This window comes from Larkinella harenae (genome assembly GCF_054780515.1).
This window is the reverse complement of the sequence record NZ_BAAGWE010000002.1, coordinates 974,888-988,215: the sequence shown is the minus strand read 5'-3', so window position 1 is coordinate 988,215 and position 13,328 is coordinate 974,888. Positions and strand designations below refer to the sequence as shown.

12 protein-coding genes are annotated in these 13,328 nt (G+C 50.2%); 4 read left to right on the top strand and 8 right to left on the bottom strand.

The genetic code is table 11. The annotated features are described in order from the left end of the window. Nucleotides 1–43 precede the first annotated feature (43 nt). Entirely contained in the window at nt 44–517 is a 474-nt protein-coding gene (gene greA / locus ACYVH9_RS15375) for a transcription elongation factor GreA (RefSeq protein ID WP_134026078.1), read from the bottom strand. Between the two features lie 299 nt (nt 518–816). Between greA and fmt the strand changes: the two genes are divergently transcribed. Together fmt and ACYVH9_RS15365 are read left to right on the top strand one after the other, a co-directional pair. Then, entirely contained in the window at nt 817–1,743 is a 927-nt protein-coding gene (gene fmt, locus ACYVH9_RS15370; protein ID WP_460637248.1) for a methionyl-tRNA formyltransferase, read from the top strand. Nucleotides 1,744–1,747: 4 nt separating this feature from the next. Then, nucleotides 1,748–2,239: a dihydrofolate reductase gene (locus tag ACYVH9_RS15365; RefSeq protein WP_460637247.1), complete on the top strand. Its 492-nt coding sequence runs from the start codon at nt 1,748–1,750 to the stop codon at nt 2,237–2,239. 113 nt (nt 2,240–2,352) lie between these two features. Here the strand turns inward: ACYVH9_RS15365 and ACYVH9_RS15360 are convergent, their stop codons facing one another. From ACYVH9_RS15360 to ACYVH9_RS15340, 5 genes are all read right to left on the bottom strand, one after another. Beyond that, nucleotides 2,353–4,428: a BatA domain-containing protein gene (locus ACYVH9_RS15360; RefSeq protein ID WP_460637246.1), complete on the bottom strand. Its 2,076-nt coding sequence runs from the start codon at nt 4,426–4,428 to the stop codon at nt 2,353–2,355. Between the two features lie 147 nt (nt 4,429–4,575). Next, a complete protein-coding gene (locus tag ACYVH9_RS15355; protein ID WP_460637245.1) occupies nt 4,576–5,298 on the bottom strand; it encodes a metallophosphoesterase in 723 nt (240 codons plus the stop codon). A 72-nt stretch (nt 5,299–5,370) separates the two neighbouring features. Next, nucleotides 5,371–8,733, bottom strand: coding sequence for a translation initiation factor IF-2 (gene infB, locus ACYVH9_RS15350; RefSeq protein ID WP_460637244.1), 3,363 nt, complete (start codon nt 8,731–8,733; stop codon nt 5,371–5,373). A 103-nt stretch (nt 8,734–8,836) separates the two neighbouring features. Further along, nucleotides 8,837–10,081, bottom strand: coding sequence for a transcription termination factor NusA (gene nusA, locus ACYVH9_RS15345; RefSeq protein ID WP_460637243.1), 1,245 nt, complete (start codon nt 10,079–10,081; stop codon nt 8,837–8,839). A gap of 100 nt (nt 10,082–10,181) precedes the next feature. After that, nucleotides 10,182–10,661, bottom strand: coding sequence for a ribosome maturation factor RimP (locus ACYVH9_RS15340; RefSeq protein WP_460637242.1), 480 nt, complete (start codon nt 10,659–10,661; stop codon nt 10,182–10,184). Between the two features lie 245 nt (nt 10,662–10,906). Here ACYVH9_RS15340 and ACYVH9_RS15335 point away from each other — a divergent pair, with 245 nt between their 5' ends. Beyond that, a complete protein-coding gene (locus ACYVH9_RS15335) occupies nt 10,907–12,088 on the top strand; it encodes an endonuclease/exonuclease/phosphatase family protein (RefSeq protein ID WP_460637241.1) in 1,182 nt (393 codons plus the stop codon). An 18-nt stretch (nt 12,089–12,106) separates the two neighbouring features. Here the strand turns inward: ACYVH9_RS15335 and ACYVH9_RS15330 are convergent, their stop codons facing one another. Then, on the bottom strand, nt 12,107–12,517 hold the full coding sequence (locus ACYVH9_RS15330) for a molybdenum cofactor biosynthesis protein MoaE (RefSeq protein WP_460637240.1): 411 nt from the start codon (nt 12,515–12,517) through the stop codon (nt 12,107–12,109). A gap of 89 nt (nt 12,518–12,606) precedes the next feature. Continuing rightward, nucleotides 12,607–12,855: a MoaD/ThiS family protein gene (locus ACYVH9_RS15325; protein ID WP_460637239.1), complete on the bottom strand. Its 249-nt coding sequence runs from the start codon at nt 12,853–12,855 to the stop codon at nt 12,607–12,609. 157 nt (nt 12,856–13,012) lie between these two features. Here ACYVH9_RS15325 and ACYVH9_RS15320 point away from each other — a divergent pair, with 157 nt between their 5' ends. Beyond that, the gene (locus ACYVH9_RS15320; protein ID WP_460637238.1) at nt 13,013–13,225 is read left to right on the top strand and encodes a hypothetical protein; all 213 of its coding nucleotides are present in this window, start codon (nt 13,013–13,015) and stop codon (nt 13,223–13,225) included. Nucleotides 13,226–13,328 lie beyond the last annotated feature (103 nt).

Genomic DNA, 13,328 nt, shown 5'->3' with positions numbered 1-13,328 from the left:
AAGCAATCATTCATTGTGCATTATTCACGGTTAATTATAACCCTTAACGTCCAATTTCCAGTACTTCGAATTCCATGGTACCGGCGGGTACTTTGATTTCGGTGGTGTCGCCCACTTTCTTTCCCAGAAGGCCTTTGCCAATTGGCGAACCGACGGAGATTTTACCAAGCTTGAGGTCTGCTTCTTCCTCCGAAACCAGCGTGTAGGTAACGGTAGCTCCGTTTTTACGGTTTTTGATCTTAACCGTCGAGAGAACGGATACCTGCGATGTGTCGATGGAAGATTCGTCCAGAAGTCGGGCGTTGGAAATGATTTCTTCCATCTTGGAAATCTTCATCTCCAGCAATCCCTGCGCATCCTTGGCCGCATCGTATTCGGCGTTCTCACTCAAATCACCTTTGTCGCGGGCTTCGGCTATTTGGCGGGCAATATCGGTCCGGCCTTTGGTTTTGAGGTCATTTAGTTCGGCTTTTAGCCTCGCAAGTCCTTCTTCGGTGTAATACGAAATTTTACCCATGTTACATCTACTCTATAAAATGTCTTTTGCCTTTGGTTTCATTGCTCCCAAGACCCTACAAGTTCCACTACAACCGATGCCAGCGTTGGCATTGGTTACAAAAAAGAAAAGAACGGTTCGCTGACCGTTCTCCATACAAAATAGTGTTTCTTTGTAGGAAGCGTCAGGAGCCTTTCTGCGGAATTGTATGTATAGCTGTTCGACTACTCATAGTGGAACTCAGGAGAACAAAAATAACAATTCCGTAGCATTCTCCCAATGCCCTAAGTAGCATTTCGAGCAAATAACAATTTACGGTTTTGAGAAGCGATTCTTTTCGGATAGTATTTATGGGAACGCCCGACTTTGCGGTAGCCAGCCTGCGTCGACTGCTGGATGATGGCTGCCAGGTCGTTGCGGTTGTGACAGCGCCCGACCGGCCTTCCGGTCGTGGACAACAATTGACGGAGTCGCCGGTAAAACAAGCTGCGGTGGCTGCCGGTATCCCGGTGCTTCAGCCTGAAAAACTACGTGATCCGGTTTTTTTGGAACAATTGCTGAGCTATCAGGCTGATTTGCAGGTAGTGGTGGCATTCCGGATGTTACCCGAAGTAGTCTGGTCCATGCCCCGGATCGGTACGTTCAATCTGCACGCATCGTTGCTGCCGCAGTATCGGGGAGCCGCTCCCATCAACTGGGCCATTATTAATGGCGAAAAAGAAACCGGTGTAACGACCTTTTTTATTGAAAAGGAAATCGATACCGGGCAAATGATTTTTCAGGATACAGAACCTATCCATCCTACGGATACTGCCGGAACATTGCACGACCGATTGATGGACAAAGGGGCTGCCCTGGTTTTAAAAACCGTTCGGGCCATTGAAGCGGGCGAGTATCCGCGGAAACCGCAACCCCAGGTTAGCGAGCTAAAAATGGCCCCGAAAATTCACCGTGAAACCTGTGAAATCAATTGGTTTCAACCGGCCAAAGCCGTTCGCGATTTTGTACGGGGTATGTCGCCTTACCCGGCGGCTTGGACAAAAATCAATGGGAAATCGTATAAATTATACGCAGTTTCGGTGGTCGATCAGTCCCCTTTCTCGGCTGAACCCGGCGAAGCGTATTCCGATGGAAAAAAGACGCTCCTGATCAAAGCCGAAGACGGCTGGTTATCGGTGGATGAGTTGCAAGCCGAAGGAAAGCGGAAAATGAGCATTGAGGACTATTTTAGGGGAAATAAAATTTGAGCGAATGCAAATTAGTCTAATTGCGGCTGTAGCCGAAAACGGGGTTATTGGCCGCGATAATGATTTGGTCTGGCTGCTGCCCGATGATTTTAAATACTTCAAACAAACCACCTCTGGTCACCCAATCCTGATGGGCCGCAAAACGTTTGAGTCGCTCGGAAAACCGTTACCGAACCGGCTGAATGTGGTGATTACCCGCAATGCCAACTACCAACCGGAAGGCACTATCGTGGTTGATTCGCTGGACAAAGCCCTCGAAGAAGCCCGAAAAACCGGCATTGCTGAAGCGTTTGTCATTGGTGGTGCCGAAATTTATCGCCAGGCTATTCCCTTCGCCGACCGACTGTACCTAACGGAAGTGAAAGCCTCGTTTGAGGGCGACGCTCGTTTTCCGGATTTCAATCAATCCGATTGGGAAGAACTCAGCCGACGGCCTCATCCTGCCGACGAACGACACGCCGTTCCTTTTGATTTTGTAATTTGGGAGCGGAAATAGGCCGCTCACTGGCCGAAAAGGTATAACTGAATTGACGGTTTGGGTCCTTCGAACCGTCAATCATCCATTTTGAACGGTTTTTATTCTCTCAAAAACCGTTGTCTCCAACGAGGTTATCCTTTCATTAGCCGGATAACGGCAATCTCCGCCAGGAGAAACACCAGTGCGGCAATGACGAAATACTTCCAGAGGTTGGTGCCGAGGTTTTGCTGCCGCAGTTCCTCGACAAAGTCATCATCCTGAATGCTGTCGAAAATCTGAACGTTGGGTTGATTGGCAAAAATCCGCCGAAGGTCGTCGGCTTTGTAAAAGTCCATTTGCGATTCCCGGTTGCCATGATTAAACGCCAGCAGTTTCTCGGTTTTGTCGTTTAGCTGTAGCTCGTAATACCCCGATGTCAGCTGTTGGCCTTCGTTCAGCTGGTTACTTTTTGGAAGCTCCATCAGCAACTGGTTACCGTTAATGCGCTGGATGGGAATAATTTCCAGTTTATCACGCTTCAGTTTATAGACCGCATTGGGCGAGACATTGCTGACGGGTACTTCAACGGTATTGTCATCAAACGAATAGGCAGTACGTTCGGGCCGGACGCTCAGCGCGGCAATTTTATACATGGTCGGAACGAACAGCGCGTGTTGGGCCAGGTTGCCATAGTCGGTATCAAGCGGGCTGGCAAAAATGTATACCTGTCCTGTTGTTGAGCCGCTGATGCGGGATTGGGTAAGGAAAGGGGTACCGTTGCGCAGCGTCAAAAGCCGGTCACCCACCACCCGCCATTGCCAGACCGGCACGGCATTGGGAAGATTTTCGATACCCTGTTGGCTGGTTTGCTCAAAAATGTCACGAAAGAATGGACTCTGGCGATTAGGGGGTGAAAGCGGCTGCGAAGCGGGCAGGGGAGACGTCTGCGTTTGCAGACCGCCAACGCCCAAACTGGCCAGGAATGACGACCAGGCCGTGGCATTTGGGGTTTTGGGTGGAATGATGATCAGGCTGCCACCCTGACGAACAAACCGTTCCAGCTCGCTTCGCAAAGTGCCACTCACCTGATCAAGCCCTTCCAACACCACCAGATCGGCGTTTTTCAACTGACCAATGTCTACATTCTGGGCGTTAAAACTCCGGCGGACAAACAGGCTGTCGTTACCGTACACGTTCTCGACATAATTGGCTTCGTTTTTCTGGCCAAACAGGTGTAATACCTGAATGGAAGGGGAGGCCTGAATAACAAAATAATATTCATTGTCGAAGGTGATCGGGTAATCCTCAAACGTGATGCGTCCACGCCGGAATCCTTTTTGGGTGACGTTGAAATTGAGCGCTGCCGTGGCGGCCCCTTTGCCCGGCAGGGTAACCGAAGCGGTAGAAACCTGCGTCTGATCAATAAAGAGTTTGATGGGTAAATTGCGCACGGACTCCTCACCGCTGTTGCGGACCCGAACGTTGAGCGTATTATTCTGGAGTTCCCGGATAAAGGGCGTACTCAACCAGACGGAATCCACAAAAACGTTTTTGGTAGGCTGCGTTTCCAGCGGAACCAGAAACAGCCGGTTGGTGGTGTCGATTTTCAGCCGGGATAAATCGCCCGCCGTGCTTTTCTGGAAATCGGAAAACCAGAAGAGTTGGTTCGGTCCGGTGGGGTTGTTGGTGGCCAGTAGATTGAGCTGGCGCCGGTAAACATCGGGCAGTGTACGGGAAGTATGAGCAAACCGGATGGTTGTGACGCGGTCGCGCAGGGCGTCGGCGGTTCCAACGGTTTGTTCCTGACTGCTGAAATCATTCGTAACCAGTTGCAGGGAAGTTGCATTGCGAAACAGACCCAGAAGCTGGTCGAGTTTGCTGGTGGCAATGTCCAGGTAGCGCTTCTCGTTCAACTCATTCTGCATGCTGTATGAATTGTCGAGGTACAAACTCGTGAGTCCCGTTCGGGATAAGCCCAGTTTGCTTTTGCTGGGAATAAAGGGCTGGGCAAAAGCCAGGACCAGACAAATGATAAACAGCGACCGAAACAGCAGGATCAGGTAATGTTTCAACCGCCGGAACGACTTGGTTTCGGTTTGTACGGTTTTTAGCAGCGCGACATTGGTAAAAAATACCCGGCGCGTCCGACGAAAATTGAATAAATGGATGGCCACCGGCACAGAGACCGCCAGTAGCCCAAACAGGAACGAAGGATATAGGAAACTCATTCAGACGGTTCGCTGGAACGATTATTTTCTTTTATAACGGCCAAACAAAACAATGTTGTGGCGGTAGTAACGAATTTAGCAAGAATCGTATACGGATTACATGATTTAAATAGAATTACCAGTTAAACGTTTGAAAAAGCGTTGGTGTTAATCAATAACCAGCGTGTAAAAATCCTCTTTGGTTTGCAAAACGTCCGTATACGTGATGGAGCCCAATCGGTTTCCAATAGTTAAAAAATCCGGAACGGGAGTATGCCCTACAACCTGGTGAAGACCCATTATATAATCCGTTGAAGTTTCTTGCTTATCGGCCCAGAGTGGTCCTCCCGAGTTTTGGAAACCGCCCCGCAGGTAACTCACATCAAAGAGCGCGGTTTGCTTGATTCGGTCCTGATGCATCGTATTTAACAATTGATCCAACTGGTTTAACTTACTCCACTGACCCCAAGCCAGCAAATTTAATTCCAGTTTTAAATTAAATCCGGGAATGTTTAGCCGGGCTAGCCAGCCTCCGGATAGTCCGGCGTGGGTAAACAGGTAAGGTCCTTCCTGATGGGCAATCTGAAACAGATCATTATGGGTCGTGAACAACACTGTCAGGGCAGATTGCATGGCGGCCCGGAAGCCCGAGCAACGGTAAAGCGGAAAATGCAGGTACTGGGCATCATGATTACCAATGAGTAAAATAACCTTCTCAGGATGAGCTTCTTTGAGCGCAATGATATGCTGTAAGTTTTCGAGAATTACCGCATCGTCCAGGTTATAACTGTCCGTATAATCCCCCAGAAAAATCACTTTATCATGCTGATCGATATTGATCTGGCGCCAGTTGGTACGGCCGTGGAGATCCGAAATGGTTATAATCTTCATCGAATCAATATATCAAAAAAGCCTTTACCCCAAACGGGATAAAGGCTTTTTCAGCAATTATAATGGAAGCGCTTACAGCGTCCGTTTTACTTCTTTCAGTTCGAAGCTTTCAATCGTATCACCGACCTGAATATCGTTGAAGTTTTTGATGCTCAAACCACATTCGTAACCGTTCCGGACTTCATTGACGTCGTCTTTGAAACGTTTCAAGGCGCTGATTTCGCCGGTATGTACTACGATAAAGTCGCGAACCACCCGAACTTTGTTGTTTCGGCGGATAATCCCTTCCGTTACCATACAACCCGCTACAGTTCCTATACGGCTGATCTTGAAGACCTCCCGAACATCAATGTTACCCACAATGACTTCTTCAGTAGTGGGGGCCAACAGACCTTCCATGGCATCCCGAACTTCGTTAATCGCGTCGTAAATAATTGAGTACAGGCGGATCTCGATCTGTTCCTGTTCGGCCAGGCGACGGGCGCTGACGGAGGGGCGCACCTGGAAGCCGACGATAATGGCATCCGATGCCGAGGCAAGCAGAATATCCGATTCGGAAATCTGACCCACCGCTTTGTGGATGATATTGACCTGTACTTCTTCCGTTGACAATTGCAGCAACGAGTCGGACAGGGCTTCCACTGAGCCGTCTACGTCACCTTTGACAATCACGTTCAGTTCTTTGAAGTTACCGATCGCTTTCCGGCGGCCAATTTCTTCCAGCGTGATGTGCTTGCGAGTGCGGAGGTTCTGTTCACGCAGCAATTGCTCCCGTTTGTTGGCAATTTCGCGGGCTTCACGCTCCGTTTCCATCACGTTAAACTTATCACCGGACTGCGGTGCACCGGGTAAACCCAGAATCTGGACCGGTGTTGATGGGCCCGCTTCTTTCATGCGCAGGCCGATGTCGCTGGTCATAGCCCGAATGCGGCCAAAGTGAGCTCCTACCAGCACGATATCGCCCTGCCGGAGTGTCCCGGTCTGCACGAGCATGGTGGTAACATAGCCCCGGCCTTTGTCCAACTCGGCTTCAATAACCGTACCGGAGGCCCGCTTGTTCGGGTTGGCTTTCAGTTCGAGCAATTCAGCTTCGAGCAGTACTTTTTCGAGTAGTTCTGAAATACCCTGGCCAGATTTCGATGAGATTTCCTGCGTCTGGTATTTACCGCCCCACTCCTCAACAAGCATGTTCATCTGCGACAGCTCTTCCCGAATTTTCTCCGTATTGGCGCCTGGTTTATCAATTTTGCTAAAAGCAAAGACAATTGGGCTACCCGCTACTTGAGCGTGGTTGATGGCTTCCCGGGTTTGAGGCATGACGCTGTCGTCGGCCGCAATCACGATGATAACAACGTCGGTTACCTTTGCTCCCCGTGCCCGCATAGCCGTAAAGGCTTCGTGACCCGGCGTATCAAGGAATGTAATCATCCGATCGTCGGCGGTTTTTACGCTATAAGCACCAATGTGCTGCGTAATACCCCCAGCTTCACCAGCGGCAACGCGCGTCCGGCGAATATAGTCAAGCAACGACGTTTTACCGTGGTCAACGTGACCCATAATGGTAACAATGGGTGCCCGGGTAACCAGATCTTCTTCGGCATCCGGTTCTTCAACCAGACCTGATTCGATCTCTTCTTCTGCTGATACAAATTGTACTTCGTAACCAAATTCATCGGCAATAACGGTAATGGCTTCTGCATCCAGTCGTTGGTTAATGGAGACAAACATCCCCAGACTCATACAGGTTGCAATGACTTCATTGACCGAAACATCCATCAGTGAAGCCAGGTCGTTGGCCGACACAAACTCCGTCACCTTCAGGATTTTTGCTTCTTCGTTTTCGAGGTCAAGCCGCTCGCGTTCGCGTTCAGCCCGCTCCTGACGACGATCCCGGCGACGATCGGCACCCCGATTGGGTCTGTTACCGGTCATCCGGGCCTGCGTCGCTTTGATCGAATCTTTTACTTCGCGTTCGGTTGGTTCCTCCCGACGATCGCGGTTGTTCCGACCGGTTTTTCCTTTGTTTGCATTAGCCGCACCACCACCGGTTGCTGGGGTAGCTGGCTTATTGCCCTGGCCTTGTCCCTGCCCTTGTTGCTGGTTCCGATTGTTGGGGGCGTTGGCATCGCGGTTGCGCGGAGCTCCACCCGGACCCGTTTGTGGTTGCGTGCCGGTTGAAGGCCCGCCTACTGGATCACGACGGAGCCGTTTCCGCTTCCGTTTTTTATCCCGGTCGTCGGTAGAAGCCACCGGGCCATTTTGACGCTTATTACGGTCAGAAGGAAGTTCAATGGTTCCCAGAACCGTCAGACCGCGCAGTTGCTCACCGCGTGCCCGAATGGTTTCAACCGGTTCCTGCAACTCCGTAACCGGCTCCGGTTGAACCGGTGGTGGGGGAGTTGGGGGAACAACGGGCCGTGGTTCTGCCGGACGGGCAGGTTGCTGCCCGCGGTTATCATTCGGACGGTTCCGGTTTTGATCGCCACGATTATCGTTCGGACGGTCGGGGCGACGGTCGCGTGAACCGCCATCTGGCCGATTGGGGCCCTGGCCAGATCGGTTGTCCGGACGATCCGGGCGACCACCATGAGGCCGATTGCCGTCTCCCCGATTAGGATGCTGCTGACGAGCATTGGGGTCGTTCGAACGTTGCTGACTCTGTTTATTTCGATCTAGATCGATTTTTCCCAATACCGTTAATCCTGGTAATCGGGGAGAGGATAATTCCGGCGCAGCGGGTTCCTTGGTTTCCGGTTGAGTCACTTGCGGACGTGTTTCTGCCTGAGTTGGTTCAGCCGGACGCGTTGGTTCTGCAACCGGGGGTGTAGCCGCTGGCTGCGTCGGCTCCGGTTTATTTTCAATAATCGGTGCTGTTGCTTCCGGTTTAGCCACGGGTGTTTCACGCGGCTCTGCCGCGGGAGCGGGTGGCACAGGCGCAGGCTGCTGACGCGCTTCAACGGGCGCCGGAGCGGGTTGAGGCACAGGGGCCGGTGCTGGAGCCGGTTCAGGCTTGGGTTGGCTTGGAGCCGGGGCCTCAACTTTTTCCGCTACAACCGTTTGGGGCTGAACAACGGGTTGGGGCTTTGGTGCCGCAGGGGCCTCCTGTACTGGTGCCGGTTGGGGGGGCACAGGAGGAGTCGGTTGCGACGGCCGCACGGGTTCGTTACGGAAATATTGCGGCAAATCATCGTCGTCCCGGCGTTTGGGCTCGGGTACAACAGGTTCAGGAGCGGGTTTGCGGACCGTTCCACCATTCAATAGTTCAGTATTACCGAATTCCTTTGCCAAGATTTCCACCTGTTCATTGGAAATCTTGCCATTGGGGTTACTATCAACCTTAATCCCTTTGGCAGAAAGACGACTCACCACAGTAGACGAACCTACTCCGAGTATTTTTGCCACTTGGCTAAGGCGCATGGATTTATCTTCTGCCATACAAATGGTTTAGAATGAAAAAAACTTTTAAATGATGCATCTATATGAGGAACGATGAATGGATCAACTTAATTCATCCTCCACCCTTTATCATTCATCATTATTACTCAAATTCCTGGCGTAAGATGGCCAGAATTTCCTCAATCGTGTCTTCTTCCAGATCGGTCATCCGAACTAGCTCGTCTTTCGTACGGGCCAGCACACTTTTGGCCGTATCCAGACCAACCCGGCGCAACTCATCGATCATCCAGGTATCGATTTCGTCACTGAATTCAGACAGATCGACATCTTCGTCGTCTTCCTGCCCTTCAACGTCCCGGAAGACATCGATTTCCATTCCGACTAAGCGGCCCGCCAGTTTAATATTCTGACCACCTTTACCGATGGCCAGCGACACCTGATCGGGTTTCAGGAAAACCGATACGCGTTTGGCATCGCGGTCAACCTGCATCGTGCTGATCTTGGCGGGGCTCAACGCCCGGCTGATCAAGAGTTCAAAGTTATCGGTATAATTAATGACGTCAATATTTTCGTTGCCCAATTCCCGGACGATGCTGTGAATCCGGGATCCCTTCATCCCAACGCAGGCACCTACCGGGTCAATCCGGTCGTCGTACGATTCAACGGCAACTTTGGCCCGTTCGCCAGGCTCGCGAACAATCCGGCGAATCGAAATCAGGCCGTCGTAGATTTCCGGAATCTCGTTTTCGAACAAGCGCTCCAGAAACACGGGCGACGTGCGTGACAGAACAATCTTGGGTGTACCATTGATCATTTCCACGCGGTGAACAACGGCTTTCGTGGGTTCCCCTTTGCGATAGCGGTCTTTCGGAATCTGCTCATTCTTCGGAAGGCTGATTTCATTGCCTTCATTGTCGAGCAAAATTACTTCATTTTTTAGCAATTGGTAGACTTCAGCGTTTACCAAATCACCTACCTGATTCTTATATTTATCGTAAAGAAGCTCTTTTTCTAAATCTTTGATTTTCTGAATGAGCGTCTGACGGGCGGTTTGCACTACCCGGCGGCCAAAATCTTCCAGTTTTACTTCTTCGGCTACTTCCTCGCCTACTTCAAAGTCAGACTGAATTTTGCGGGCTTCGGCCAGCGGAATTTTGTCGTAATCCCAGATATCCTCCGAGTTGTCGTCTACAATCTCGCGGGTGCGCCACATTTCGAGGTCACCGCTTTCGGCGTTGATAATGACATCAAAGTTCTCGTCGGTACCGTATTTTTTGCGAATCATTGTCCGGAAAACATCTTCCAGAATTTTGATCATGGTCGGGCGGTCAATATTTTTCGACCGTGCAAAGTCTGCAAACGACTCAATGAGTATTCCGCTATCCATAATTTCAGTCTTCAGTTTTTTCAGTTTGTAGTAATCAGTTACGGGTTTTCAGTCAGAGGGAACAGAAAAACCAACTGAAAACGTACTTGAAAACCGCCTTTCATTTAAATGAAACTTGTATTGTGCTTTTCTTTATTTCGGTAAACGGAATGGCCGTTGGTTCAATCGGCGGATCGTTCTTCTTGGGCTTTTTAAGCAGTTTTTCCGTAATCACGATGTGATCGTCCGCAACGGTTTCCAATTTCCCTCTCCGGGTCTGGCCATCATGGAGTAACACGTCGATCTCCCGACCTACGTTTTTCAGATATTGCCGCTTCATCACCAGGGGTTCATCCACACCCGGCGACGATACCTCCAGCGTAAAAGCTTGGCCGTCAAAAACTTCCAGCTCTTCCAATTGGTTGCCTAACCGACGACTGATCGATGCACACTCATCAATCGTAATCCCGGTATCACTGTCCAGCAAAACGGTTATTTTAGCACGAGTACGGGAAGGAGATACCTGGATATCAACGACAAAATACTGATCTTCGTTCAGATACGGCTGTAACAGTTCGTTAACTTTCGCCTTTACATCCATAAATTAACAAAAAAGGGAGTTAATAACTCCCTGACATGCATAAATGCTGCTAAGTCTTGCAAAGATATGAATTTTCTAAATTGTTTCCCAATCAATTTTTGTAGATCGGATCAGAACAATTTTAACTCCTGAGCAAACGGGCTGTTTTCCGAACAAACGTTCGTACCTTTGTACCTCTACGCCCTAGATCCGTCGTTACTGAAATAGTTCGGTTTGCGTGATCCGCACCCATCTGATTCGTTCGTATGAAATTTTCGCTTAGGCTTGGCGTACTGGTTTCTTCGTTTTTTTTATCGCTGTTCTGGTCTCTAAACCTGTTGCTATTCCTGTATACGTTGCTGGTTTATTACTTACTCTATGAAGTGCCAACCGGTCACTGGACAGCAAGTGTGTTGATGATTTCGTTGCCGATAGCGTGGGGGGTCAATCTGGTTTTTATCCTATTCTGGGCATTGACTCATCCCTGGCGGGTGTTATTGCCCGTCGTTACGATGCTGATCGGCATTCCGTTCTGGCGACGTACTTTCGCGCTGGGGAAATCGGGCGGGAAGGAAGAAAAACGCTTGACGTTGCAGGTCATGAGTTACAACGTCATGGGCTTTAACAAATACGATCTGGTGGATACCGAGCGCCCCGACGATGCCAACCGCATGATTGACTGGGTGTTGAAAGAACCGTCGGACGTGAAATGCTTTCAGGAGTTTTATGACAACAGTTCGTCGGTGGTATTTAAGACCATCCGGCGGCTGGAACGGGCCGGTTATCCGTATTACGCCGTTCTGCACTCACCCGAGCGGGAAGACCTGAAAGAAAAAGACGGTAAGTTTATCGGCGTTGCCTTATTCTCGCGGTACCCGATCGTAAAGCGGGGAGATGAGGTTTTCGACAATTTTAACGGCCTGGTCTGGGCCGATGTAAAAGTGGGCCCCGATACCGTTCGGGTCATCAGCGTTCACTTGCAGTCGATGGGAATCCGGGTGGGCGGTATGCTGAACGAACGGGAAACCAATCGGGTAAAAGAAAATACGCAGGGCGTTCTGCGCCAGCTGCGGCAGGGCTTCACCCATCGCCGGAATCAGATTGCCCGCATCGAAGAATATTATCGCAACAGCCCGCATCCCGTTATCATCTGTGGTGATTTTAACGATACGCCCTATAGCTATACATACGGCAAATTACGCCGACTGCTGCGCAATGCCTTTGAGGATGCTGGCCAGGGATTTGGGTTCAGTTACAACAAGGCTCCGGGATACTTGCGCATTGATAATCAGTTTTATAACGCACGGTTTCTGGAACCCGTCAACTTCGTCACTTACCAGGATGTTAAATACTCGGATCATTATCCGATTATGGCGCGCTATGCCATCAAGCCGCGTGAGGTCAGCAAAGACCGGACGCCCCGAACCCATATTGAGTTTGATTTCTAAACCGTTGCTGCTGGCAGGTCAGGGGTGAGCATCCACCCAGACCTGACCGTCTTCAAAAATCTCTTTTTTCCAGATCGGCACCTGTTGTTTGAGGGTATCGATAATGTAGCGGCAGGCATCAAAAGCGTCGGCCCGGTGGGGCGTTGCGACGGCAATCAAGACAGCAATGTCGCCAATCGCCAGATTGCCTTTGCGGTGAATGATTACGTAGTTCCGGACATCCCAGCGCTGGCAGGCTTCGTCGGCAATTTCCTGCATTTTGGCCAGCGCCATTCGGTCATAGGCTTCGTATTCCAGCCGTTCAACGGGACGATTTTGGGTATTGTCGCGAACCGTTCCGAAAAAGAACGTTATGGCCCCAGCGGCATCCGACGAGACCTGTCGGTAGGCCGCATTCATATCAATAGGCTCTGTTGTAATTGTAACCATAGAAGAGTTAAAAGTTAAAAGAAAAGATTATCCGGGCCGCTCGTGCGTCAGCCAACTTTTCATTCTTCACTCTTAATTTTTAATTGATTCTAGCCTCCGCTGACGGGAGGAATGAGGGCGATTTCGTCGTTGGGGTGAATCAGTTGGTCGATCTCAGCGTATTCGCCGTTGACGGCTACCAGCAGCGAACGGAGGCCTGTCAGGGCGGGGTATTGTTCTTTTAACTGCGCCAATAAACCGCCAACCTGACCAGTCGCGGGCAGGTCGACCGTAAGCGCGGACGCACCGACAATCTCACGGGTAATTCCAAAAAGTTGAACAGAAACGGGGTTGCTCATACTCAAAGATACAAACGGAATGGGAAATGACCACGAAATAAACCGGAAGGTTGTCCGGCTGTTGCTACTGGTCTAACGCTAGATTCACGAATCCCGTTCAGCTGAAGATCCACCGGGGCGAAACGAGTAATTTTGTCTAAAATTTCCTTTTGGTATCATGGCAACGGAGCAACAATTCAAGGATTTTTTTCAGGATGTGCTGATAACGGTTTACGCCAACATTCGGGATTTGCACGAAAAGCAGGGCTTTGCCGATCCTGAAGAACAGGATTATATCAGCGGTCGGTTGGTTAGCTACGAAGAAATATTGGCGATTTTCCGGATGTCGGCCCGCGATACCGGCGTCAACCCAAACGAACTAGGATTGTAGATTTTATAAAATAAGTTGGATATTTGGCGCTTGGTTTCCGGATCGATTCAACGGTTTCGCGGGGCCGTCGTACCAATAATCCAATACCTTTTACTATGAAACA

Bases quoted from the DNA above. Each gene is read 5' to 3' on its own strand.
- greA (WP_134026078.1), bottom strand. From the start codon at position 517: ATGGGTAAAATTTCGTATTACACCGAAGAAGGACTTGCGAGGCTAAAA.
- ACYVH9_RS15365 (WP_460637247.1), top strand. From the start codon at position 1,748: ATGCAAATTAGTCTAATTGCGGCTGTAGCCGAAAACGGGGTTATTGGC.
- ACYVH9_RS15360 (WP_460637246.1), bottom strand. From the start codon at position 4,428: ATGAGTTTCCTATATCCTTCGTTCCTGTTTGGGCTACTGGCGGTCTCT.
- ACYVH9_RS15355 (WP_460637245.1), bottom strand. From the start codon at position 5,298: ATGAAGATTATAACCATTTCGGATCTCCACGGCCGTACCAACTGGCGC.
- infB (WP_460637244.1), bottom strand. From the start codon at position 8,733: ATGGCAGAAGATAAATCCATGCGCCTTAGCCAAGTGGCAAAAATACTC.
- nusA (WP_460637243.1), bottom strand. From the start codon at position 10,081: ATGGATAGCGGAATACTCATTGAGTCGTTTGCAGACTTTGCACGGTCG.
- ACYVH9_RS15340 (WP_460637242.1), bottom strand. From the start codon at position 10,661: ATGGATGTAAAGGCGAAAGTTAACGAACTGTTACAGCCGTATCTGAAC.
- ACYVH9_RS15335 (WP_460637241.1), top strand. From the start codon at position 10,907: ATGAAATTTTCGCTTAGGCTTGGCGTACTGGTTTCTTCGTTTTTTTTA.
- ACYVH9_RS15330 (WP_460637240.1), bottom strand. From the start codon at position 12,517: ATGGTTACAATTACAACAGAGCCTATTGATATGAATGCGGCCTACCGA.
- ACYVH9_RS15325 (WP_460637239.1), bottom strand. From the start codon at position 12,855: ATGAGCAACCCCGTTTCTGTTCAACTTTTTGGAATTACCCGTGAGATT.
- ACYVH9_RS15320 (WP_460637238.1), top strand. From the start codon at position 13,013: ATGGCAACGGAGCAACAATTCAAGGATTTTTTTCAGGATGTGCTGATA.